Below are 24,148 nucleotides of genomic sequence, written 5' to 3'. Positions count from 1 at the left end.
GCAACGTGTCACTCCCCGTGAGGTCTTGGCGGCTCAGATGCCCTAAGCTCAACGGCCTATGAGTTGGTACGACGCGCTCGAAGCCGGCGAGCTGACCGTGCGGCCGTCCGTGGACGCCGCGAAGCGGTTCGGCGTCTCCATCGACCGGATGTCGGTGTCCGCCTCGGCCGGGACGCCGCTCGCCGACGTGCTGTCCGCGGTCGAGAAGTCGACGGCCGACGTGATCGTGCTGCGCTATCCGGCGCGCGAGACCACCTGGTTCGCGGCGCTCGCCGACGGTCCGCGCCGGGCGCTGCTGGCCGACACCGTCACCGCTTGGGCGCTGCCCGTGGGCAAGGGCCGCCGCCCGGCGCCGCTGGCCGGTTTCACGGCGCAGGTCGAGCCCGACGTCGACGACGACCTGGTGGACGACGTGGTCGCGGATGTCTTCGGCGACTCCGGCAACCACTACTGCGCCGACCCGGTGTTCGACCGGGCGCTCGCACTGGCCGGCCGGCAGGAATGGGCCCGCCGTCGGATCGGCGCGGCGGGTGCCGTCGTACTGCGAGGACCGGACCGGCGGGTGCTGGCGCTGGCGGCCGTCGACGAGCAGCGGTCCTGGACCGAGATCCAGTTGGCCGGCGTCGTACCGGCCGAGCAGGGCCGCGGCCGGTACGGTCACCTGCTCGCGGCGGTCGAGGACGCCTGTACGACGCGACGCCTGGTCGTCACCACGCAGGCCCACCAGATCGGCATCCAGCGCATCTGGTCCCGGTACGGCTTCGAACCTGTGCATAACCTCCTGACGGTCCACCTCGTTGCCGCTACGTAGATCTTCGTAGCGACCGCGAGGGAGGGCCCACCGGAGTGACGCCGCGGTTGAGCGTTGTGGTGCCCTTCTACGGCGTCGGCGAGTATCTAGGTGACTGCCTGGACTCGATCGCGCAGCAGGCGTGGGGCGATTTCGAGGCGATCCTCGTCGACGACGGCTCGCCCGACGACAGCGCCGTCGTCGCGAAGGAGTTCTGCACCCGGGACCCGCGGTTCCGGCTGATCCAGCAGGACAACGCCGGCCCCGGTCCGGCCCGGGACGCCGGGATCCGCGAGGCCACCGGCGAGTACCTGGCGTTCGTCGACGGCGACGACCTGGTCTCGCGGTACGGCTTCGCTGCCCTGGTCCGGACCCTCGACCGCACCGGCTCGGACTTCGCCGGCGGCAACGCGCGGCGGTTCAACAACAGCTTCGGGGTCCGGCCGTCGTGGCTGCACAAGCAGCCGTTCGCGCGGGTCCGGCACGCCACGCACGTCACCGAGTTCCCCGACCTGGTCCTGGACCGGATGCTCTGGAACAAGGTCTACCGGCGGTCGTTCTGGACCGAGCACGGCTATACGTTCCCCCCGATCCGGTACGAGGACTACCCGGTCGCGCTCGCGGCGCATCTGGACGCGGTGACCGTGGACACGATCACGCAGGCGGTCTACTACTGGCGCGAGCGGGAGTCGGGCGAGTCGATCACGCAGCAGAAGTTCCAGCTCGGCAACATCCGGGACCGGGTGACGTCGGCCGGGATGGTGATCGACCTGGTCGCGGACGCCGCGCCGGTGGTCCGCCGGCGGACGCACGCACACCTCGCGCAGATCGACGTCCTCACACTGATGTCCGCGTTCGGCACGGTCCCGCCCGAGGACGAGCAGGCGCTCGTCGACCTGTCCCGCGAGTTGCTCGGCCGGCTCGACGAGGACGTCCTGGCGGCCACCCACCGGTACGACCGGATCCAGCACGCCGCGCTCCGGTCCGGCGACGTCGAGCTGCTCCGGCGACTCGCCGTCTTCCGGAACTCGGGCGGCCTCCGCGGCGGGGCGCGCGCCGTACCGCGGGCCTGGCGGCTCGAATACAACTATCCGGGGCTCGGTGAGCCCGTCGTGCCCCAGGCGCTGTACAAGCTCCGCGAGCAGGACCTGACCCTCGCGACGAGCGTCCGCGAGGTCGGCTGGATCGACGGCAAGCTGTCGGTGAAGGGCACCGCAGAGATTCGTCACCTGGAGACGTTGCATACGTCGACCCTCGAGATCGCACTCGCCGTCGGCAAGACGACGTACCCGCTGGACGTACGGCGGTATACCGCGCTGGACCTGCACGGGGACCAGACGCTCGTCGGGTTCGAGGTGCTGCTGGACCAGGAGCTGCTCAGCCGGTGCACCGGCGCACCCGCGCACTTCGAGGTGCGGATGCGGTCGGGCCGGCGGGAGCGGACGGGCATGCTCGGCGGTCAGGGCCCGGGGAGTCCCGGGTGGCCGCCCGGCGCCTGGATCGACCCGGCGAACTGGATCCAGCCCGGGCCGGGGACGCGCGGCTGGTTCTCGCTGCGGCGGCTGACGGATCCGTGCCGGCTGACCGCGGTCGAGCAGACCGGCGACGAGCTGGTGCTGCACGGCACGGCGTCGTTCGACGAGCCGGAGCTGTACCTGAGCCGGCCGGTCGTCGGCGGCGAGGAAGAGATCCCGTTGGAGATCGACGGGCGGGACTTCGTCGCGCGGGTGCCGGTCCGGGACATCCTCGCCGCGGCGAACCACGACGACCCCTTCGGCCAGCGCACGACCCGGGTGTTCCGCGTCCGCGGGCCCGAGGGCCAGCAGCGCGTGCTGCTGTGGACCGCGGGCGACGCGGCCGTCTCGTGCGTCGTGGACGAGCGCGTGGTCACGCTGACCCGGTCGACCGGAGGCTACGTGAACCTGCACGAGGCGCCGATCCGGACGACCGCCGTGGCTGCTGTCGCCGACGGCAAGCAGTTGGTGGTGCGCGGTGCGGAGCGTGGTGACGTGACGTTCGCCTGGCGGCGGTACCTGGCCGATTCCGACGAGCATCTCGATGTCCCGTGCCGTCACACCCGCACCGCCGAGGGGTGGTCCGCGGCGGTCGACGTCGACGCGCTGATCCCGGTGACCGCGGTGCGGGTCTCGGTCGATCCGCTCGCCGCGCTGGCCGACTGGATCCTGTTCGCAACCTCTCCCGACGGTACGGCGCACGCCGTCCAGTGCGAGCCGTTCCTGTGCAGCCGGTTGCCCTTGGCAATCACGCACGGGACGCACGCGCTCGCCGTCCGACCCCATGCCGGCACTCTGCACGTCGAGGTGCGTTGATGCATCACCACAACCACTACTACGGTCAGGCGCACATCCTCTCCCGGTACGCCGGCTTCGACTTCGACCACCCGCCGCGGCTGCGCGGATACCTGCAGCACGGGTGGAACATCGGCTGCGGCTGGAACCCGGTGCACGAGTTCTACGACGGCGCCTGGCGGTTCACCTGGAGCGATGCGCCGAAGCGCCGCGGGCACGCGCTGGGCCGGCGGAACTACCACAGCATCGGCGCCCCCTTCCTGTACCTGATGGACCTGGAGCCGGAGCCCGCTGTGTCGGACCAAGATGGGCCGGTCGAGCGCGAGGGCACGCTGTGGTTCCTCTTCCACGGGTGGGAGGGCGGCAAGATCCACGGCGACCACCAGCGGCTGATCGACGAGATCCGCGAGACCGAGCCCGGCCCGGTGACGTTCAGCCTGTACTACACCGAGTACGACCGGCCCGAGGTGCGCGGGTTCTACGAGGACGCGGGCTTCCGGGTGGTCTCGTTCGGGCGCCGCGGGTTCTCGTACGAGGGGACCGATCGGCGGTTCCTGTTCAAGCAGCTCGCCGAGCTGCGCAAGCACAAGCGGGTGGCCGCGAACCGGCTGTCGACGGCGATCTTCTACGGCGTCGCCGCCGGCTGCGAACCGGCGGTCTACGGCGACCCGATGGAGATGGACGGCGAGAACCCGTTGTTCGGCGGTCAGGGCCGGATCGAGCGGCTCTGGCCGGAAATGCTCGGAAAGACCGTCGACCTCGAAGCCGCCCGGGCCACCACCGACGTGGAACTCGGCAAGCCCTGGATGATGCCGGCCGCGGAACTGCGGAGCCTGTTCGATTGGAGAGAGCGTGTCTGAGGTTCAGGTGGTCCGCGGTGAGATGCAGCCGTGGACCGATCACACGACGCCGCGGCCGGCGCTTGCCGCGCTGCTCACCGACGTCGTCCCCGCCAACCGGCGGACGCTGATCCTCGGGCCGCACGCTCCGCAGCTGATCGAGTCGGTGCTCGCGCATTCCGCGGACGTGTCGATCCTGGTCCGCTCGGTCGCCGACGCGCAGCAGTTGGGCGAGGACTTCGGCCCGTGCCTGCAGGTGCTCGCGGGCGCGCTGGACGGGCTCCAGGCCGAGCCGTACGACGTGATCATCGCGTCGGACGGTCTCGACCGGGTGCTGGGGTACGACAGCGCGGACCTGTCGTGGACCGCACGTCTGGAGGCGGTGCGGGCGCTGGCCGGTCCGGGCGCGGTCGTCGTCCTCGGGCTGGAAAACGAGTTCTCGCTGGTCAACCTGCTGGACAGCAGGCCCGCGCACGAGCGCCACGGCGACGACGAGTGGCGCCCGCTCCACGACGACCCGACCCGGCCGGTCTCCGTCGACCAGTTCCGAGCCGCGCTCCCGTGGACCGCCGAGGTGTACGCCGACTTCGCGTCGCGCACGTACGTCCGCGCTGACGTCGCCGCGGCGGCCCGCCCGGGCGAGCTGCCCACCCGGTTGGCGGTCGCCGCGGTGGAAACGATCGACGTGCCGCTCCTGTCTCCCGCCCACGAAGGTATCGACACCGCCGCCCGCGCGGGGCTCCTCCCGGCCGTCCCCACCGGCTGGCTGGCTGTCGTAGGCGTCCAGCCCCCGCACGACGTCTACGCTCAAACCGCCGACGCCGTCCTGACCGCCGGCCAGACCCTGACAGGCTGGGACATCGCCCTGACCGGCGATCCTGGTCCCGCGGCGGAGCTCCTGTCCTTCGACCCTGCGGTCGTGCCTGCGACGGTGCCCGCGGGGGTGTCGGTCGAGAGTGTGTTGTTCCGGCTCGCGGCTGCGGAGGATGTGCCGGCGTTCCGGAAGCTGGCGGCGGAGCTCGGCGACTGGGTGACTGCCTCGCGGGTGATCCTGCGGTGGGACGATGTGATCTACGACGGCGAGTCCTTCGCCCACGGTGTTTCGGGGTGGGTGACCGAAGAAGTCGTGGAGAAGGAGGATCTTCTCGCAGCAGCTTGGGTGCGGTTCCACGAGCGGTTGGTCGGACAGCATCGGCGGCATCCGTGGCCCCCGTGGATGATCGGCGACGACCTCGTCTCCGCCTGGCTTGGCATGTCCGGTGCCGAGCCGCCCGAGCCGACCCAGGCCACGTCTCCCGACACAGTTGCCGCCACCACCGAACAAGTTGCTCACGGCAAGGAGCTGGCCGACACCTTGGCCGCCGTACTGGGGAAACCCGCCACGGTCGACGTCCGCACCAGCCTCGCCGACGCCGAGGACGCCAAGCACGAGCTGTTCGAGCTGAAGGGCCACGTCTACGGCCTCGAGCGCACCCTCGGTTTCCGCAACAAGGCGATGAAGACCCGCGAGAACCGCATCCGCGAACTCCGCGGTCAGCTCCAGCGGCTGACCACGGCCCACGACCGGATCCGCGGATCCCGCACGTACGCCGTCTCGCGGGTGATCTTCCACGCGGCCCAGGTCCGCAAGCCGAAGGTCGTCGCCCGCAAGCTCGCGCGCCGGATCCGGAAGCGGTGAAGCGGCCGCGCCTGAGCGTGGTAGTGCCGTTCTACAACGTGGGGGCTTATATCGGGGACTGCCTGGACTCGATCGCGCGGCAGACCTTCGGCGACTTCGAGGCGATCCTGGTCGACGACGGGTCACCGGACGACAGCGCCGTGATCGCCAAGGAGTTCTGCGTCAACGACTCCCGGTTCCGGATCGTCGAGCAGCAGAACGCCGGCCTCGGACCGGCGCGCAACACCGGTGTCGAGCACGCCACGGGGGAGTACGTCACGTTCGTCGACAGCGACGACCTGGTCACCCGGCACGGCTTCGGGATGCTGATCCGCGCGCTCGACCGGACCGGCTCGGATTTCGCCGGCGGCAACGCGCGACGGTTCAACAACAGTTACGGCGTACGGCCGTCGTGGCTGCACGCGCAGGCATTCACGGCCGACCGGCTGGCCACCCACGTCTCCGAGACGCCGAAGCTCGTGCTGGACCGGATGGTGTGGAACAAGGTGTACCGACGGTCGTTCTGGGACGAGTACGGCTACCGCTTCCCGGCGATCCGGTACGAGGACTATCCGGTGACACTCAAGGCGCACATCGACGCGGTCACCGTCGACACGCTCGCGGCGCCGGTGTACTTCTGGCGCGAGCGGGAGTCCGGCGACTCGATCACGCAGCAGAAGTTCCAGCTCGCGAACATCCGCGACCGGGTGGTCTCGGCCGGCCTGGTGCTGGACGAGGTCGAGGACGCGCAGCCGGAGATCCGGCGGCGGGTGCACGCGCACTTCCGGCAGATCGACCTGCACGCGATCCTCTCGGCCTTCGGTACGGTCCCGGCGGAGGAGGAGCAGCACCTGGTCGAGCTCACCACCGAGCTGCTCGACCTGCTGGACGCGGACGTGCTGGTGAACTCGCCCCGCGTCGCGCAGCTCCAGTTCGACGCGTTGCGCGCCGGGGACCTTAGGCTGCTGCGCAAGGTCGCGCTCGACCCGGACACAGCGCAGGACCACCTGCAGCTCGCGAGGACCGACCTGACGATGGCGACCGGGGTGCGCGAGGTGACCTGGATCGACGGCGACCTGTCGATCCGCGGCACCGCCGAGATCCGGCACCTCCAGTCGAAGCCGTCGAGCCTCCGGATCGACCTGGTGATCGCGGGCCGCAGCCACCGGCTCCCGGTCCGGCGCTACCCGGCGACGGACCTTCGCGGCGCGGAAAGCCTGGTGGGGTTCGAGGTTCGCGTCAGCCGGGAGCTGCTGGCCAGGTGTACGGCGGGCCCGTCGCACTTCGACGTCCGGCTGCGGGCCGGCGGGATCCGCCGGCAGGACCTGCTGCGCGGGCAGAAGGCCGGCAGCCCGGGGTGGCCGCCGGGCGCGTGGATCGACGCGACGAACTGGATCCAGCCCGGTCCGGGCAAGGACGGGGCGTTCGCGGTCCGGCGGCTGGCGGATCCGTGCCGGTTGACGTCGGTCGAGCAGACACCGGACGCGCTGATCCTGCACGGCAGGGCGGCGTTCGACGAGCCGTCGTTGTTCGTCAGTCGGCCGCTGTCGGGTGGCGAGGAGGAGTTGCCGCTCGAGGTGCACGGCCGGGACTTCACGGCGCGGTTGCCGATCGGGCCGATCCTCGCCGAGGTCAACCCGGACGACCCGTTCAGTCAGCGGACGACGCGCGCCTTCCGGGTCCGCGGGCCGCAGGGACGCGAGCAGGTGCTGCTCTGGACGGCGGGCGACCGGCTGGTGTCGCATGCCGAGGGCGGACGCGTGGTGATGCTGACCCGGTCGACCGGCGGGTACGTGAACCTGCACGAGTCGCCGATCCGGATGACCGCCACCGCTGCGGTTGCCGCAGGCACCATGTTGGTGGTGCGCGGGCCGGACTGGGGCGACGTCGACTTCAGCTGGCGACGGTACCTGCCGGACTCCGACGACCACGTCGACGTCCCGTGCCGGCGGACGGTGTCCGACGACGGCTGGGCCGCCGTGGTGGAGATGGCCGCCCTGGAGCCGGCCGAGTGGATCCTCTTCGCCACCCTCCCCGACGACACCGCCCACGCCGTCCAGTGCGAGCCGTTCCTGTCCAGCCGCCTCCCCCTCACCATCAGCCGCTCCCCCCGAACCCTCACCGTCCGCCCCCAAGCCGGCACCCTCCACCTCGAAGTCACCTAGCACACCGCCAACCCCCCAATTTGGCTGGTGAGCCAGGCAAATTGGGGGTTCTGCACTGGTTATCAGGGTGCGGGACCCGGCATTTGCCTGGTCCACCAGGCAAATGCGGAGGCGGCGGCGGGCCGGGGGTGGTGTGGGGTCAGCGGCGGGCGATGAGTAATTGGTGGGTGACGGGCCAGGTGATGGGGTCTCCGTCCGGGGTGGTGATGGTGGCGACGGGGGCGATGCGGTTCTCGATCACCCAGTCGTTGCGCCAGGCGTTCGAGGCGGGGTCGATGGTGAAGCCGGCGCGTTCGGCGATCGCGGACCAGCCGGCGAAGGTCAGGCCGCAGAACTGTTCGTGGGTTTCGCTCAGCCAGTTGTCGACGTAGTCCTTCCGGCTGAGGAAGTCCATCGCGTCCGCGAGCCGCAGCACCAGCCCGTCGGCGCGGACCTCGTACGCGAACGGGACGCGCGCGTTCCGCCGGAAGTCGTGGGCGAACTGGAAGAACCTCGCCCGCGTCGACAGCCTCCCGACGTACGCCGCGGGGTCGGCGAGTGCCTCGAGCTCCGCGACGCCGTCCGGGTTCTCGCCGTCGCTGTCGTCCAGCCGCAGGACGACGGGACGCTCGGGCTCGTCGGGTCCGCAGACGTCGGAGTTGATCCAGACGCCGTCCGGGGCGGTGTGCGCGAACAGCGCGTCGGCGAACCGCTGGACCGTGCCGGGCCGCGACCCATCGGCGTACGACCAGATCTCGTGGGTGAGCGCGAGCGTCAGCGTGGTGTCGATCGAGCGCGGCGGGAAGACAGCGGAGCCGAGCATGTTGCGCTGGTAGAAGTAGACGTTCGGGTTGCTGAAGAGGCCCTGCTCCTTCTTGTGCTCGCACTCGGCGAACAGATGCCGCGCGACCTCGACGCCGATCAGGTCCGACTCGTGGAAGCGCGGGTCGCGGTCGGCGAGCTGCAGCGTCGCGCCGGTCGCGCAGCCGATGTCGAGGATCCGCCCGGGACGCACGAAGTCCTTGATCTGCAGCCATTTCCGCTCGGCCGCGGTCTCGAACGCGTCGGCGTACGTCTTGTAGTCGCGGGTCGTGGTGAGACCGCCGTCGTCGCCGACCACCGGGTCGTTCACGCAGCGGGCGATGTGCGCGTCCAGGGCGTACCGCTCGAACACGTCCACGGTCGCCGGATGCGCGAACTCCTTCCACTGCTCGTCGCCCGCGGCGATCATCATCAGCACGTCCCACGGCCGCGCCGTACCGTCGGGCTCGACGTCGATCACGGCGTACCCGAGCTGCTCGTACAGCTTGCTGACCGCGGGCGTCGAACAGGCCACCAGCGTGTTCTCCGGCGTCAGCCGCACGAGATCGTCGGTGCCGGCCTCGATCGCCTTCACCGTGACCTCGGCGAACTCGTCCGTCGGCGGGGTGTCCACCACCCCGACCACCAGCGAGCGGATCCCCTCCGCCACGCTGAACCGCTCGATCGCTGCCTCCCGCCGATCGAACGCCACCGGGTTCCGCTTGGTCGTGCGGTGATTCGCCGACGTCACCGCCCAGACCACGGTCCGGTCCGCGTGCCCTCGGAGGAACTCGGCCTGGAAACGTGTCAGGACATGGTGCCGCCCGGGGAACAGCAGGTACATCAGAGCAGGTCCCAGGTGAGCGGAGTGCCGGCCTTGGCGTCGGTGCGGAACGGGCGGCCCTCGACCTGGGTGAAGAGGTCGGGCGCCAGTCCGCCGGCGGGCCGGATCGAGCGGACGTTCTCGAACGTGATCAGGTCGCCGGCCCGGACGTCCTGGGTGACGAAGAGCGAGCGTCGGAAGCGGAGGACGTTCTGCTCGGCCTGCTTCGGGCCGATGACGGGCTCACCGAGCGAGAGTTGCGCGACCCGGGTGCTCTCGACGAGCAGCTCGAGCTCCCACGGCTCCAGCGAGAACGCGGAGTCCACACCGCCGTCGACGCGCTTGAGCGTCACGTGCTTCTCGATCACGGTCGCGCCGAGCGCGACTGCGGCCACCGCGGCGCCGATCCCCATCGTGTGGTCGGACAGCCCGACCTGGACGCCGAGTGCGTCGCGCAGGACCGGGATACCGCGCAGGTTCGACTGCTCGGGCGGCGCCGGGTAGCTCGCCGTACAGGACAGCACGATGATCTGCTCGTTCCCCGTCGACCGCGCGGCCCGGACGGCGGCGTCGATGTCGGTGAGCGTCGCGGAGCCGGTGGAGATGATGATCGGCTTGCCGGTCTCGGCCATCCCGCGGACCAGCGGCAGGTCGCCGATCTCGTTCGAGGCGACCTTGTACGCCGGGACGTCGAGCTTCTCCAGGAAGTCGATCGCGGTGCTGTCGAACGCGGACGAGAACGCGACCAGCCCGAGCGACTTCGCCAGCTCGAAGATCGGCTCGTGCCACGCCCACGGCGTGTGCGCCTCCGCGTACAGGTCGTACAGCCGCGCCTCGCTCCACAGTTCGTGCTCCGCCGGCAGCCGGAACGCCGGTAGGTCGAGGTCGAGCGTCATCGTGTCCGCGGTGTACGTCTGCAGCTTGAGCGCCTGTGCACCGGAGTCGGCGACCGCGCGGACGATGTCCAGCGCCCGCTCCAGATCGCCGTTGTGGTTCCCGGACATCTCCGCGATCACGAACGGCTGGTGATCGGGCCCGACCGCGACGCCGCCGATCTCGATGGTGGTGCTCATGACTTCCCCTTGCGTCGATCCTGTTCACGCAGGCTGATCGGAATCACCCTGATCTCGCGCCCGTCGGCGTACCGCGTCTGCGGCGTACCTTCGACGAACCGGAACCGCCGGTTCATCTGCCGGACCACCGTGTTGTGCTCGAGCACCTCTCCGGTCAGCACCTCGAGACCGAGGTCGTCGAACGCGTACGCCGTGGCCTCGCGCATGACCTCGATCCAGGCCGGCAGTGTCTCGCCCCGCTCGGCGAGACCGTCCGCGTCCAGGAAGAACCCCCAGGCGCCGGACGGGCCGTCGAGATCGAAGAAGTTCACGACCCCGGCGGTCGCGCCGTCCCGGGTGTAGATCAGCACCCGCCGCGACCTGTCCGCGGACGCCTTCGCCCACCAGGCCGCGTGCTCGTCCGCGGTGATCTCGTGTGCGGTGATGCTGACGTCGCGGTTCGCCTGCTGATTGCGCAGTCGCCGGATCGTGTCGACATCGTCCTCGGTCGCGGCGCGCAGCATGGTCCTAACCTAGCGTCTTCCCGGAAGGCCGCTGATGTGTAAACATCTTTCCACTTCACCGGAAAGAATAGTCGGAGAGTGACATGAGAGTCTGGCGAGTGATGGGCGTTCTCGGCGTGACGGCGGGACTGATGCTGAGCGGTCTGACGGGTACGGCGTCCGCCGTGGAGGCGGACGGGCAGCAGACGTGTGCGCCGAACGCGTCCACCCCGCTCCGGCAGTTCCGGGCGAGCTGGGTCGCGTCGGTGGTGAACATCGACTGGCCGTCGAAGACCGGGCTGACCGCCGCGCAGCAGCAGGCCGAGCTGATCGGCTGGCTCGACGACGCGGTCCGGCAGAACCACAACGCGGTCATCCTGCAGGTCCGGCCGACCGCGGACGCGTTCTGGCCGTCCAAGGTGGAGCCCTGGTCGAAGTATCTGACCGGCGTGCAGGGCGGCGACCCCGGCTACGACCCGCTGGCCTTCGCGGTCGCCGAGGCCCACAAGCGGAACCTCGAGCTGCACGCGTGGTTCAACCCGTACCGCCTGTCGATGGACACCAACATCAACGGCCTGCTGCCGACCCACCCGGCGCGGCAGCACCCGGACTGGGTGGTCTCGTACGGCGGGAAGCTCTACTACAACCCCGGCATCCCCGCGGCCCGGAAGCTGGTCGAGGACGCGATCATGGACGCGGTCTCGAACTACGACATCGACGGCGTGCACTTCGACGACTACTTCTACCCGTACCCGGTGGCCGGCCAGGTCTTCAACGACGCCGCGACGTACGCGCAGTACGGCGCCGGCTTCTCGAACATCGCCGACTGGCGGCGGAACAACATCGACCTGCTGATCCAGGAGCTCGGACAGAAGATGCACGCGGCCAAGCCGTGGATCAAGTTCGGCATCTCGCCGTTCGCGGTCTGGCGGAACAAGGCCACCGACCCGGAGGGCACCGACACCACGGCCGGCGTGCAGACGTACGACGACCTGGCCGCGGACACCCGCAAGTGGGTCCGCGAGGAGTGGATCGACTACATCGTCCCGCAGGTGTACTGGGCCGGCGGGTTCGCGCCCGCGGACTACAACAAGATCGTGCCGTGGTGGGCCGAGCAGGTCCGCGGGACGCACGTCCACCTCTACATCGGCGAGGCGACCTACAAGGTCGGTACGTCGACGCAGTCGCCGGACTGGTCGGACCCGAAGGAGCTGAGCGACCACCTGGCCTTCGACAGCACGATCCCCGAGGTGAAGGGCAACATCTTCTTCTCCGCGAAGGACGTCCGCGCGGACCGGCTCGGTGCGACCACGCTGCTCAACAACACCTGGTACACGCGGCCGGCGCTGATCCCCGCGATGCCGGCCCTCGACGCCCGGGCGCCGCTGCCGGTGCACGCGGTCCACGCGGCGCGCACGGGTGACGGTGTCCAGCTGCAGTGGTCCAGGACGTCGAACGACACCACGTCGTACGCGATCTACCGCCGGGAGCTCCGCGGCGGCGACCACTGCCCCGACAACGACGCGCGCAACCTGATCGCCACGGTCCGCTCCACGGGCGCCGCCCAGTCGTACGTCGACACCACCGCGACGCCGGGCACCGCGTACATCTACTCGGTGACCGCGCTCGACCGGCTCGCCAACCAGAGCATCGCGATCCCGGCCGTCACCGTCCGCTGAGCCGGCTACGGGCTGGTCGTCGGTCCCGGCGTGGTCGTGAACTGCGCCGGGACCGCGGTGGTCGTGACCTGCGTCGCGACCGGAGTGGTCGGAAAGCTGCCGGTGGTCGGCAGCGGGCCGGTCGGGAACGGCTGCGTCGGCTGCGTCTGACCGACTGACGGAGGCCCGGTCGGCACCCCTGGAGACTGCGAGCCGGTCGGGAAGCTCGGCGTACTGGTCGGCAAGCTCGAGGTGTTCGTCGGGCTCGTCGTCGGCGACGGGGGCTTTGTGGGGAACGGGGTCTCGGACGGCGGCGGGAAGACCTGGTAGACCCGGACGGTGCCCTGTTGGAACCGGAGCTCGGTCAGCTTGTCCAGGTTCTTCGGCGCCGCGCCGACCCGCTCGTCGAGCAGCAGCCAGTGCACGCCGTACTTCGTCCGCAGCGTCTCGATCACCTGGCGGCTCGGGTTGCTGAACACCTCGTCGTTCAGCCGCAGTTGTTCCTGGTCCCAGTACGGTCCCTGCGCGCCCGCGGGGTAGGTGTCGTCGACCCGCGTCCGGTACGCCCAGCCTTCGACGAGCACGCGGCGCTCGGCGTACCCGGCGATCCAGTACGACCCTGTCCCGCAGTGCGAGGCCCGCGGCTGGTGGCAGTGCAGGTTCGTCGCGATCCGGTCGTCGGAGCCGGAGTTCCGCCGGATGAACTGCGCCGCCTCGATCCCGCCGGGGGCGATCGACTCGTACGACGTCAGCGGTGGTTCCGCGAACCGCCGGACGGACGCGACCGTCGGCGACACCGTCGTCCCGACGAGGACCGCGACCGCGATCACCGCCCAGGTCCGCCGGGAGCCGCGCAGGATCAGCCCGAACACGCCGATCCCGAGCACCGCGATCACCAGCGCGACGGCGAGGCTCTGCCCGAAGCAGTCGGCCGTCGTGCACGACCTCGGCGACCGCTCGCGGCCCCAGTAGATCGCCGCGGCCCCGATCAGCAGCGCGACCCCTGCGATCCAGAACTGCCGGCCCTCGAGCGATCCCAGTCCCCAGGTCGCCAGCAGGACGCCGAACACGAAGCCGGTCCGCACGAAGAACAGTTGGGTCTCCCCACGATCTGCCAGCAACGACGCGCCCAGCACCGCCGCCGCGAATCCGGCCACCAGGAAGACCGGCATCGGGTCCCGGGTCACCCGCCGCCTGATCAGCAGCGCGCCGGCCAGCGGCATGACCCACCCGATCACGATCACCACCGCGATGATCGGGACCGCGGAGCCGCCGCCCATCCGGTCCGCGAGGCTCTCGAAGGTCGCCCCTGGATCGAACCGCACGCTCGACGCGGCACCCTGCAGGACGAGGAAGAACGTCGCCGTGTACGCCGCCGCGACGCCGACCCCGAGCACCAGCGCGCGCAGGTTCAGCCGCCCGGCCCGCACCGTCAGGTAGATCCAGGCGACCGCGAGCCCGGCTGCGTACACAGGCAGCGTCGTCGCCTTCGTCAACGCCAGCGCGGCGATCAGGACGCCGGCCGTGACGAACAGCCGGAACAACTGACCGCGCGTCGTCCCCGGCCGTCGACGGAGCAGCAGCGTCGTCACCGCGATCAACGGCAGCAACAGCACCGTCGAGAACGCCTGCGGCGGATTGGTCAGCTCGCCCAGCGAGAACGGCCCGTCCGCGAACACCCGGTCCGACACCGTCCACGGCCACGCGACCAGATCGCCGCCGGCCACCACGAGCCCGGCCGCGATCGGAGCGGCGACCGCTCGCCCGGTCAGCAGCATCCCGACCGCGGCCGCGCCCAGCACGGTCAGCAGGATCCAGGCGAACGGCACCATCCGGTGCGTCAGCACGTCGAGCGGCACGCTGGTGATCCAGTGCACGGACGCGATGTGGTCGTACGCCGCCCAGTGGCTCGTCAGCCACCCGCCGTCGGCGTACGGGACCCGCGGCGGGAAGTGGTGCGTGACCTCACCGGCGAGCGCGAGGTTGTGCGGAGCGTCCGAGTCCGGCCGCAGCGCCTGTGCGCCGTTCAGCGGGATGAGCTGCGAGCCGGCCCGCACGAACCACGCGGCCGCGACGCCGACCGCGACCATCATCCCGGCCATCGACCACCAGGGCGTCGGCCGTTCGGGCAGCGTGCGACGCGGCAGCGCGCGCCACATACCGAACGCCAGCGCCGGCATCAGCAACGCCGCGAACGGCATCGCGAACAGCATCCCGATCGGATAGAGCAGCGCCTCGACGGCCAGCCCGAACGCCGTACCGAGGATCACGTCCGCGGACAGCCAGCCGACGCCGCCGGTCAGCCTCCGCCAGAACATCGTGCCCGGGACGACGACCACGACCAGCAGATAGGCGAGGTAGGCGGCCGGCATCCACGGCGGGTGCTCCTGCAGCGCGACGAACCATGCCAGTGGGAGCACAGGCAGACTCGCCGCCGCCGCGGTCCGTATGCCCCGTCCGGTTGCACGCCGCCGGCCCGCTCTGATCATCGGCAAAGTGTATGAGTCCGCCATGTCGCGCTCGCGGCCGGTGAGCCGTTTACCGGCGACGGCTTCCCGTTTACACTCGGTAATCTCCCAGTCTCGGAGCGTTCGGGAGGGTCCGATGGTCGCTCAGCACATCGCCGGACTGCCGGTCGAGGAGGTTCTGCTGGCGGCGTTCGCCGCGGCGGCCCCGGTGATCACGTTGGTCGCGCTGGAGATCAGGAGCCGGTTCAAGCGATTGCTGGACCGCCGGCACTCATCAACCGCGGGAGGAGCGCCGGCGCAGGGCTCGGCCGAGCGCGACGGGTCCGGCGCCCGGACGGTTGGTGAGTGCGGGACGTCCGGCGTTAGGCTTCGGGACTATGAGTTCGGTGGATCGGAGTCGGGTCAGGGAGTTGATGGGTGAGGTGATGACGGCACAAGGCCGGGCATTACCGGCCGACGACACGGCGGACCTGCGCGAGATCGGGTTCCGGTCGCTGGACTTCTCCGAGCTGGCCCTCCGGGTGGAGGACGAGCTCGGCGACGAGCTGAACTTCGATGCCCCTGGGCTGCGCCGGATCGCGACGGTCGGCGACGTACTGGATTTCATCGAGCAACTCCAATCGGCGTGAGCAGCCGGCGCCGCACCACCGCGCTGATCGGCGACGACAACACCGTGGTCGTCGCGGGCAAGCGCCTGACCTGGCGCACGCTGCACAAACTGCCGCAGCTGCCGTCGCCCGCGGCCGTTCTGGTGGACAACGGCGCCGACGCGCTCGCCGCCCTGCGGCACCACGCCGTGCACGGCACCGAGCTGCTGGTCGCCACCGAGTCGCGCGTCGACGAGCGCATGCGCGAGGAGCTCGGCGAGTCCGGGTTCGCGGTCGTCCTGCCCGATGGGGCAGTCACACCCGCCAGACTGAAGCGCGTCGAGGAGTCCGGGCGGGCCTGGCTGCTCACCTCAGGCTCCACCGGCCGTCCGAAGCGCATCGGCCACACACTCGAATCGCTGACCACGGTCACCGCCGACCAGCCGCCGCGGACCTGGCTCCTCCCGTACTCGCCCGGGACGTACGCCTGGTGGCAGGTCGTCACGCTCTCGCTGACCCAAGCCGACCAGGGACTGGTCGTGATCGAGCCGCACGAGCTGGAGAACTGGCCGGCGATCGCCGCCGAACACGGCGTCACGGCCGCCTCGGGTACGCCGACCTTCTGGCGGCAGGCGATCTACCGGGACGCCGACGCGCTCGCCGGCGTACCGCTGGAGCAGATCACGCTCGGCGGCGAACCGGTCGACCAGGCGATCCTCGATCAGCTCCGGGAGCTCTTCCCGGCCACCCGGATCTCCTGGATCTACGCGTCCTCGGAGGTCGGCGCCTCGATCGTGGTGCACGACGGCAAGGCCGGATTCCCCAGGTCCTGGCTGGACCGCGACCCGCACCCGGAGCGCCCGGTGGTCAGCGTCGACGGAGACGAGCTCGTCATCCGCTCACCGCACCACGGCGCCGGCCTGGTCGGGGCGGTCCGCACCGGCGACCGGGTCGAGTTCGACGGCGACCGGGTGCTGATCACCGGCCGCCTGGACACCGACGAGATCAACGTCGGCGGGTCGAAGGTGTCGGCGGGCGTCGTCCGCAACGTCCTGATGGGCCATCCGGGCGTGTCCTGGGCGCGGGTGTTCGCGCGCAAGGCCCCGCTGGTCGGCCGGATGGTCGCGGCCGAGGTCGTCCCGAACCGGTCCCTCGGCCCGATCACCGACGCCGACCTGGTGCAGTGGTGTTCGACCCGGTTGCCGGACTACGGCGTGCCGCGGCGGATCAGGTTCCTCGACGAGATCCCGCAGAAGGAAACCCTGAAGAGCGATGTCTGACGTCACCACAGTCCCGCCGGCCTCGGTCGTGCTCGTGTCGGGCGGTTCCCGCGGCCTCGGCCTGGCGATCGTCACCGATCTGCTCGCGGCCGGTCTGAAGGTCGCCGCGTTCGCCCGGACGGTCACGCCCGAGCTGACCGCGCTCGGCGAGAAGTACCCCGAGCACCTCTACTACGGATCCGTCGACATCAACGACACCGCGGCCGGGCAGGCGTTCGTTCGCGAGGTCGAGAATGCCCTGGGGCCGATCGATGCCTTGGTCAACAATGCGGCGATCGGCCAGGACTCGTTGCACGTCCACACGTCCGCGGAGCACCTGGCCGAGATCATCCAGACGAACCTGACCGCACCGCTGGTCCTGACCCGCTTCGTCCTGCGCCGGATGCTCGCCAAGGGCCTGAAGGGCCGGATCGTCAACATCACCTCGATCTGCGCGCAACGCGGCTACCCCGGCCTGGTCGCCTACTCGGCCACCAAGGGCGGAATGGACGCGGCCACCCGGTCACTGGCCCGCGAACTCGGTGGCCGCATCCTCGCCAACGCGATCGCCCCGGGGTTCTTCGCCTCGGAGATGTCGGCCGTCCTCGGCCAGACCCAACTCGACCAGATCGTCCGCCGAACCCCGACCGGCCACCTGACCGAGCCGGAAGACGTCCTCCCGCTGGTCCGCATGCTCCTACTGGACAACACAAACATCAACGGCCAGGTCCTGGTCGTAGACGGCGCCGCCTCGATCTAGGGCTCGCAGGTCGCTCAGAAATCCTCGTTGGAAAACCAAGGAAAGAGATAAAGACAGCGGTCTATTCAGAAGTCTCGAGTAGGCCTTGCAGGAAAGAGATTCAAGAAAGAATGCGATTCAGGATGGTGGCCGGCTTCGGCGGTCAGCCGTCGGTTTGTTCTGCGCGACGTCAGCGCTGGTGCTGATGTACCTGCGGCAGAACGTCGGTCAGACGGGACGCGTGGACATGTACGGCGTCAGCCGGCCGACCGTGTCGCGGATCACCGCTCGATCATGCCGGGCAGAAGAGTTGGAGGTCCACACGTCAACTCTTGACCCAGTTAGGTCGATCCACTCGACCCCCGCACTCGGATTAGAGCCGCGCCGGGCAACCGCGCGAAAGATATACAAAGCATGGGCCAGTCGTCGGACGCGGCTGGAATCATTCGTCCGCTCCCGGCCTACCGCAGCACAACAGCCTCCTGCCCGCAGGCCTGCGGGTAGGAGGCTGTTGTGTTCTCTGGTCTCAGCCGGTGGCTGCGAAGTCGGCCGCTTGCTGGAGGGCAGCCTCGTCGGCCCGCCATCGGGAGCGGTCGGCGACGGTCTCCACCGCGACGCCCTCGGACACCCGCAGGCCGGCCTCGGCGAACTCGGCGAACTCGGCGAACTCGGCGAACTCGGTGGGCTCGGTGGGCTCAGACTGCGGTGAGCTTGTCGCGCTGTCTGGTGGCCGGGCGCGCGGAGGCGCGGTGCGTCGGGCTGTGGCGGGGGTGGGTGCGGGTTCGGCCCAGCTGGGGCGGGCGACGTGGACGATGCCGTTGGTGATGGTGATGTGCCAGCGGCCCCTGTGCAGGTCGACGTGGTGGCGGCGGCACAGCAGGGCCAGGTTGTCGACCTTGGTGTCGCCGCCGTCGATCCAGGAGATCAGGTGGTGGGCGTCGCACATGATCGGCGGGGCTCCGCAGACCACGCAGCCGCGGTCGCGGGCGTCCAGGGCGCGGCGCATCGCCCCGGTGACCAGCCGCACGCGGCGCCCGACGTCGAGCGGTTCGGAGTTCGAGCCGAGCACCAGCGGGATGATGTTCGCGTCGCAGGCCAGCCGCCGGATCGTGGCCGCGGACAGGCCGCCGCTGTAGACGGTGTGGCCGATCGCGTCCGCGGTCGCGGCCTTCAGGTCTTCGAGGTCGATCGTGACGGTGATGTTCGCCTTCGCGCCGTACCCGGCCACCCGACGATCCTTCCCCACGCTCCCAGCACTCCCCGCGTTGCCAGCACTGCCAGCATTGCCAGCGTTGCCCGCACTGCCCGCACTGCCCGCACTGCCCGCACTGCCCGCACCGGCCGCACCGGCCGCGCTCCCAGCACTGCCCGCACTGCCCGCACTTCCCACGCTCCCCGCGCTGCCCGCGCTGCCCGCGCTGCCCGCGGCGGCCATGGGCGCCGCCGTAGATCCGGTGGGAGCGGTGCGTGCGGCGGTGTCCCATGCGGAGGCGGCGATGCTCAGGGCGCCGGATAGCGCGTCGGCCTGGCGTTTGTCGCGGGGGCGCGGGTCGTGTTCGCCGTCGACGGTCTTGTGTGGGCGGGCGCCGGCGTGCACGACGGCGCGCAGGAGTTCGGCGTTCTCGTTGGCCAGGAAGCCCTTGAACTTCACGCCGTTGTCGGCAGCCGACAGCGTCAGGGACTCGCGTTCGTACGCCTTCAGTTCCTCGGGTTCGGGGCCGTCGGAGTCCAGCAGGTCGGCGATCTCCTTGGCGGCGGTGCGCAGTTCGCCCGGCGACAGGTGGCCGGCCAGCCCGACCAGCTGTTCCGCGGCCGCGTCCAAGTGTTCCACCGGGACCCGGGCCCGGACCCGCTCGAGCGGGGACACGATCGCGGCCGCCTGCGCCGGACGCAGCAACCAGCCACCACCAGCACCGGCCCCGGATCCACCGTCCCCGGGTCCGCTGTCGTCGGGTACGCCGTCGCCCGATCCGCTGTCGTCGGATCGGTTGTCGTCGGGTGCGTCGGTGGTTGCGGAGGAGGCGGTGCGGTCGAGGGCGGTGGATACGGCCGGGTAGTGCGGGGCGGTCTGGGCGAGGCGGAGGGTGCGGCGGGCGGCCGGTGGGTCCAGGCGGTAGCGGAACCGCAGGAGTTCGGCGGTGTCGCGGGCGCCGAGCTCCTGGGCGTACCCGGTGGACTCGATGGCGGCGACGACGCTCAGCCGGTAGGCCTCCAGGCGGGCGAGCTCGGCTTCGAGCGTGTCGAGGGTGGACAGCAGTTCGCTGCCATCCATCGACCACGCCGGCCGTTCGCCTAGAAGTTCCATGGCATTGACTCTAGACGGTGGCACCGACAGTTTCCGAGCCGGAATCCCCTTATTTTGTGGGCAATTCGGGGGCCCACACCAGCAAACACCCTGGCATCTTCAGGACTGGGCGTCCTCGGCTGCGGACGACTGCACCCCTCGGTCCGCAGCGCGATCGCGGCACCAGCCGAGAGAGGAGGAGAACTTCAGCGACTGGTCCGGCGGGGCGACAGACATCACCGGCCCACGAACCCGGCCACGCGCCCGAACTCCCAGGCTAAGGGCTTCTAGGCGGGCTTGATGTTCGCGTTGCGGTGGAAGACGTTCTCCGGGTCGTACTTCGCCTTGATCGCCGCCAGCCGGTCGTACTTCGCGCCGTACGACGCGCGCACCCGGTCGTCCACGCCGGTGTCGCTGATCGCGTTCACGTAGCTGCCGATCCCGCGGCTCACCGGGATTGTTGCCGCCCACAACGAGCGGGCCCACTCGCGGTCGTGCTCGAGCAGTTCGGGCGTCGGGCAGACGGCGATGATGAAACCGGCGTACCCCGGCGCCCGGCTGCCGCTGAACGCGGTGGCGTCGTCGGGGACCTTCGAGTACGCGTTGTCGAGGCGGTAGAACAGCACGACCGAGCCCGGCGACTGCTTGCGCGGCACGTGTTCGGTGATCACCGCGATCGCCTCGTCGGTGAAGTCGTCGAGGTAGAAGCCCTTGTCGTAGGCGTGGAATCCCCAGCCGTTCGCCTCGTCGAGCATCTGCTGCAGCGCGAGGTACGGCATCGGACTGGCGAACTCGAACAGCGGCGGCACCGTCGCGCGGATCTCGTCCAGGACGGCCGCGTGCTCCGCGGCCGACCCGAAGCTCGGGACGATCAGCGCGTACCCGGGCCGGAAGTGGTACTCGGCCGGCACGAACGGAGCCGGCGGTGCGCTGACCGCGCCCACCACGATGTTCACCTCGGCCGGCAGCTTCGCGATCACCTCGCGGGCCATCCGCAGCACCTCGGCGCCCTGGTCGAGATCCCAGAACAGCAGGCCGAACTGGATCATCGGCGCGACCTCGTGCAACTGGAACTCGAACTGTGTCACGACGCCGAAGTTGCCGCCGCCGCCGCGGATCGCCCAGAACAGGTCGGGGTTCTCGTCGTCGGACGCGCGCAGGATGCGGCCGTCCGCGGTGACGACCTCGATCGACAGCAGGTTGTCGATACTCAGACCGAACTTCCGGCTCAGCCAGCCCATCCCGCCGCCGAGCGTCAGTCCGGCGACACCGGTGTGGCTCACCATGCCGGCCGGCGTCGCCAGACCGTGCTCCTGCGCCGCCGCGTCGAGTTGACCGAGCAACGCGCCGCCGGCGGCCGTGGCTCGGCGCGCCTGCGGATCGACCGTGACCTCGTTGAACTCGCTCAGGTCGATCATCAGCCCGTCGTCGACCGAGCTCATGCCACTGATGCTGTGCGCGCCGCCACGGACCGCGATCTCCAGTCCGTGCTCACGCGCGAACAACACCGCACGGCTGACGTCCGCCGCGCTCCGGCATCGGGCGATCACAGTCGGGTGCAGGTCCTGGTCCGCGTTCCACAGCCGGCGCGCGTCGTCGTACCCGCCGTCGTCGGGGCCGAGCACCGATCCTTCGAAGTTCTGTCGCAGATCGCCGATCCCACTGCCGGCAAGTTGAGTCATGACGAAGCCTCCCCCTGTGATGTCCCCTGTAGGCAGGATCGTCCCGACGCGGGCTCAAAGCAACGGTCTGATGGTCCGATTCCGGTGGAACGCGTTGTCCGAATCGTACTTCGCCCTGATCTGCCGCCGGAGTTGTCCACAGGTTCGGTGGACGCCGTTTGGGTCGACCGTGTGCGACTGTCAGACTCGTCCGCGTGACTGATCAGGAAATCCTCCGGCTGTTGCCGATCGCGGCGGCCGCGGTTGCCGTCGCGGACGACCGCGCGGACGCCCAGCTGGCCAGGTTGGGTGCGTACGACGAGCGCGACCAAGCGGCCGCGGATCGTTGCCTGCAAGGATTCCTGAACGCCTTGGTTCGCGGTGCCTGGGAGCGCGGCTGGGCGCCTGCGGATGTGGTCCAGCACGGACGGCGGCAGCTGGAGGCAGCCGTCGAGCCGTTGCTGCTGGCCGCGATCTCGGCCGAGCACCAGCAGTATGCTCCCGCCGCCATCGATCCGCGCTGGCTCGACCAGCTCACCGATCTCGGTGTGCCGCAGCCGTTCGCCGAGCTGCGCCTGACCGCGTGGGCTGCGACCGCGCGGGTCGGCCGCTACCTGAGCCTGCATCACGCGCTCGCGCTTGCGGGCTTCCTGCAGACCCTGCCGGTGATGGCCCGCCTGCTCCCGCTGCCCGGTGCGCCGTCCCGCCCGGCGCGCCCCGCCGTACCGGTGGACGGAAAGATGCTGGCGCGGATCCGGGCTTTGCTCGCGAAGGCGGAAGCGACCGAGTTCCCGGACGAGGCGGAAGCGCTGTCCGGGAAGGCACAGGAACTGATGGCGAAGTTCTCGCTGGACAGTGTGCTGGTGACGGCGGAGGAGGAGATCCCGGACGACTCGTCGGCGCGCCGGCTCTGGATCGACACGCCGTACGTCTCGGCCAAGGCGCAGCTGGTCGGCGCAGTCGCCGCGGCGAACCGCTGCCGGACCGTCGTGATCGAGGACCTGGCCGTCGTCACGATCGTCGGCGCCGAGCTCGATCTGCAGCTCACCGAGATCCTCAGCACCTCGCTGCTGGTCCAGGCGAACCGGGCGATGATTGCCGCCGGCAAGCACGTCGGGCACCGCGGCGAGTCGCGGACCCGGTCGTTCCGGCAGTCGTTCCTGATGGCCTATGCGCAGCGCATCGCCGAGCGGCTCGAGCAGGCCTCCGCCGCGACCCAGGCTGCCGTGCCCGAGGCCGACGCGGGCCGGCTGCTGCCGGTGCTGGCCAAGCGGGAGGAGCAGGTGGACGCGTTGTTCACCCAGCTGTTCCCGAGGACGACGACCCGGCGGACCCGCATCACCAACGGCGCCGGGTGGCACGCGGGCCTGGCCGCCGCCGACCAGGCGCAGCTCGAGGCCCGTCGGCAGGTGCGCCGGTGAGGACCGAGGCGACGTCGATCCCGGGAGTGGTGCGTGTCGGGCTGCAGGTCCAGCCGCACGACGACGGGTGGTTCAAGGAGAACTTCCACCGCGAGAAGCTGGCCGAGCTCGGCATGGTCGTCGCCCAGCACAACGTCGCGTACTTCGAGGACGCCGGCATCGTCCGCGGGATCCACGCGGAGCCGTGGGACAAGTACCTGTCGCCGTCGTCCGGCCGGGTGTTCGCCGCGATCGTCGACCTCCGCGACAACGACACCTTCGGCCGCGTCGAGACCTTCGAGCTCGGTCCGTCGGACGCGCTCTACGTGCCGCGCGGCGTCGGCAACTCGTTCTGCACGGTGGCGCCGCACACGACGTACAACTTCCTGGTGAACGAGCACTGGTCGCCGGAGCGGGTGGCGGTGGACCTGTTCGACCCGGAGCTGGCGATCGAGTGGCCGGTCCGCGAGCTCAAGTACACCGAGCGGGACGCGGCTAACCCTTCGCTGGCTGCGCTGCGGGAGCAGCGGGCCTGAGCCCGCAGAGCACGATGTCGAGCAGGCGGTGGGCCTGCTCCGGCGGGGTGTCGGCGTTGTGGGTGATGCCGCCGACGAGCCGCATGACGTCGGCCAGCTCCAGCTCCGGCCGGACGTCGCCGGTCGCCTTCGCCTTGTCCAGCAGTAGTTGCCCGGCCTCCTGCACGTTCACCTTGCAGGCCTTGAAGAACGGGGACTCCTTGCCGAGGGCATCGATCAGCTCGGTGGCCAGGCTCTTCTTGGACAGCCCGTAGCCGACGAAGCTGCGCAGCCACGCGGCCAGCGCGTCGAAAGGCTCCAGTTCGCGGTCGAAGTCGTACGCCCGGTCGCAGACGGACTGGATCTCGTCCACGTAGACCGCCTCGAGCAACGCGGTCCGGCTGGGGAACCGGCGGTAGAGCGTGCCGATGCCGACTCCGGCCCGGCGAGCGATCTCCTCGAGCGAGGTGTCGGTGCCGTGCTCGCCGAAGGTCTCCCGGGCGGCCGTCACCAGGCGGTCGTAGTTCCGGGCGGCGTCCGCACGGGTGGGCCGTGCGCACGGCAGGGGTTGCGGCGCCAAGTTCGACCTCCTCACGGGTCCGTCCAGAATATCGCTTGCAAAGCGGAGGGTGCCTCCGTATCGTATCCGGAGGAGCACT

General features: G+C 70.3%; 19 protein-coding genes. 12 read left to right on the top strand and 7 right to left on the bottom strand.

Translation table 11 applies throughout. The annotated features are described in order from the left end of the window. Nucleotides 1-58 precede the first annotated feature (58 nt). From AB0I12_RS40555 to AB0I12_RS40535, 5 genes are read left to right on the top strand one after another with little or no spacing between them, the layout of a single operon-like run. A complete protein-coding gene (locus AB0I12_RS40555; protein ID WP_359941163.1) occupies nt 59-811 on the top strand; it encodes an N-acetyltransferase in 753 nt (250 codons plus the stop codon). Nucleotides 812-858: 47 nt separating this feature from the next. Continuing rightward, nucleotides 859-3,120 (top strand): glycosyltransferase family 2 protein, encoded by a 2,262-nt coding sequence (locus tag AB0I12_RS40550; protein WP_359941160.1) that lies wholly within the window; start codon nt 859-861, stop codon nt 3,118-3,120. After that, the gene (locus AB0I12_RS40545; RefSeq protein WP_359941157.1) at nt 3,120-3,959 is read left to right on the top strand and encodes a hypothetical protein; all 840 of its coding nucleotides are present in this window, start codon (nt 3,120-3,122) and stop codon (nt 3,957-3,959) included. The genes AB0I12_RS40550 and AB0I12_RS40545 overlap by 1 nt, the downstream gene beginning before the upstream one ends. Continuing rightward, on the top strand, nt 3,952-5,616 hold the full coding sequence (locus AB0I12_RS40540) for a hypothetical protein (protein ID WP_359941154.1): 1,665 nt from the start codon (nt 3,952-3,954) through the stop codon (nt 5,614-5,616). Before AB0I12_RS40545 ends, AB0I12_RS40540 begins: the two co-directional genes overlap by 8 nt. Then, nucleotides 5,613-7,760, top strand: a complete 2,148-nt coding sequence (locus tag AB0I12_RS40535) for a glycosyltransferase family 2 protein (RefSeq protein ID WP_359941151.1) — start codon at nt 5,613-5,615, stop codon at nt 7,758-7,760. Before AB0I12_RS40540 ends, AB0I12_RS40535 begins: the two co-directional genes overlap by 4 nt. 139 nt (nt 7,761-7,899) lie before the next feature. Here the strand turns inward: AB0I12_RS40535 and AB0I12_RS40530 are convergent, their stop codons facing one another. Genes AB0I12_RS40530 through AB0I12_RS40520 form a run of 3 tightly spaced genes read right to left on the bottom strand, consistent with a single transcriptional unit; the run spans nt 7,900 to nt 10,939 of the window. Further along, the gene (locus AB0I12_RS40530) at nt 7,900-9,384 is read right to left on the bottom strand and encodes a class I SAM-dependent methyltransferase (RefSeq protein WP_359941148.1); all 1,485 of its coding nucleotides are present in this window, start codon (nt 9,382-9,384) and stop codon (nt 7,900-7,902) included. Beyond that, entirely contained in the window at nt 9,384-10,436 is a 1,053-nt protein-coding gene (gene pseI, locus AB0I12_RS40525) for a pseudaminic acid synthase (RefSeq protein ID WP_359941145.1), read from the bottom strand. Before pseI ends, AB0I12_RS40530 begins: the two co-directional genes overlap by 1 nt. Beyond that, nucleotides 10,433-10,939, bottom strand: a complete 507-nt coding sequence (locus AB0I12_RS40520) for a GNAT family N-acetyltransferase (RefSeq protein WP_359941142.1) — start codon at nt 10,937-10,939, stop codon at nt 10,433-10,435. Before AB0I12_RS40520 ends, pseI begins: the two co-directional genes overlap by 4 nt. A gap of 83 nt (nt 10,940-11,022) precedes the next feature. Here AB0I12_RS40520 and AB0I12_RS40515 point away from each other — a divergent pair, with 83 nt between their 5' ends. Then, a complete protein-coding gene (locus tag AB0I12_RS40515) occupies nt 11,023-12,597 on the top strand; it encodes a family 10 glycosylhydrolase (protein ID WP_359941139.1) in 1,575 nt (524 codons plus the stop codon). A gap of 5 nt (nt 12,598-12,602) precedes the next feature. Here the strand turns inward: AB0I12_RS40515 and AB0I12_RS40510 are convergent, their stop codons facing one another. Next, complete coding sequence (locus AB0I12_RS40510; protein WP_359941136.1) at nt 12,603-15,065, bottom strand: hypothetical protein; 2,463 nt, start codon at nt 15,063-15,065, stop codon at nt 12,603-12,605. Nucleotides 15,066-15,180: 115 nt separating this feature from the next. Between AB0I12_RS40510 and AB0I12_RS40505 the strand changes: the two genes are divergently transcribed. The 4 genes from AB0I12_RS40505 to AB0I12_RS40490 are packed head-to-tail and all read left to right on the top strand — an operon-like array spanning nt 15,181 to nt 17,650. Then, nucleotides 15,181-15,465 carry a hypothetical protein gene (locus tag AB0I12_RS40505; protein ID WP_359941133.1) on the top strand — a complete coding sequence of 95 codons (285 nt, stop codon included), beginning with the start codon at nt 15,181-15,183 and terminating at the stop codon, nt 15,463-15,465. Between the two features lie 4 nt (nt 15,466-15,469). Beyond that, on the top strand, nt 15,470-15,673 hold the full coding sequence (locus tag AB0I12_RS40500; RefSeq protein WP_359941130.1) for an acyl carrier protein: 204 nt from the start codon (nt 15,470-15,472) through the stop codon (nt 15,671-15,673). Beyond that, nucleotides 15,670-16,911, top strand: coding sequence for a class I adenylate-forming enzyme family protein (locus AB0I12_RS40495; RefSeq protein ID WP_359941127.1), 1,242 nt, complete (start codon nt 15,670-15,672; stop codon nt 16,909-16,911). Before AB0I12_RS40500 ends, AB0I12_RS40495 begins: the two co-directional genes overlap by 4 nt. Beyond that, nucleotides 16,904-17,650, top strand: a complete 747-nt coding sequence (locus AB0I12_RS40490) for an SDR family NAD(P)-dependent oxidoreductase (protein ID WP_359941124.1) — start codon at nt 16,904-16,906, stop codon at nt 17,648-17,650. Before AB0I12_RS40495 ends, AB0I12_RS40490 begins: the two co-directional genes overlap by 8 nt. A 505-nt stretch (nt 17,651-18,155) precedes the next feature. Here the strand turns inward: AB0I12_RS40490 and AB0I12_RS40485 are convergent. Further along, the gene (locus AB0I12_RS40485) at nt 18,156-19,934 is read right to left on the bottom strand and encodes a DUF222 domain-containing protein (RefSeq protein ID WP_359941121.1); all 1,779 of its coding nucleotides are present in this window, start codon (nt 19,932-19,934) and stop codon (nt 18,156-18,158) included. Nucleotides 19,935-20,200: 266 nt separating this feature from the next. After that, nucleotides 20,201-21,595: an FAD-binding oxidoreductase gene (locus AB0I12_RS40480; RefSeq protein WP_359941120.1), complete on the bottom strand. Its 1,395-nt coding sequence runs from the start codon at nt 21,593-21,595 to the stop codon at nt 20,201-20,203. A gap of 194 nt (nt 21,596-21,789) precedes the next feature. On the opposite strand from AB0I12_RS40480, the gene AB0I12_RS40475 reads away from it, so the two are divergent. Together AB0I12_RS40475 and AB0I12_RS40470 are read left to right on the top strand one after the other, a co-directional pair. Next, entirely contained in the window at nt 21,790-22,995 is a 1,206-nt protein-coding gene (locus AB0I12_RS40475; RefSeq protein ID WP_359941117.1) for a DUF2786 domain-containing protein, read from the top strand. Continuing rightward, a complete protein-coding gene (locus tag AB0I12_RS40470) occupies nt 22,992-23,510 on the top strand; it encodes a dTDP-4-dehydrorhamnose 3,5-epimerase family protein (RefSeq protein ID WP_359941114.1) in 519 nt (172 codons plus the stop codon). The genes AB0I12_RS40475 and AB0I12_RS40470 overlap by 4 nt, the downstream gene beginning before the upstream one ends. On the opposite strand, the gene AB0I12_RS40465 is transcribed toward AB0I12_RS40470, so the two are convergent. Further along, complete coding sequence (locus AB0I12_RS40465) at nt 23,470-24,069, bottom strand: helix-turn-helix domain-containing protein (protein WP_355699655.1); 600 nt, start codon at nt 24,067-24,069, stop codon at nt 23,470-23,472. The genes AB0I12_RS40470 and AB0I12_RS40465 overlap by 41 nt on opposite strands. Nucleotides 24,070-24,148: the final 79 nt, after the last annotated feature.

This window comes from Kribbella sp. NPDC050459 (assembly GCF_040655315.1).
GTDB lineage: Bacteria > Actinomycetota > Actinomycetes > Propionibacteriales > Kribbellaceae > Kribbella.
This window is presented reverse-complemented; position numbering and strand designations above follow the sequence as displayed.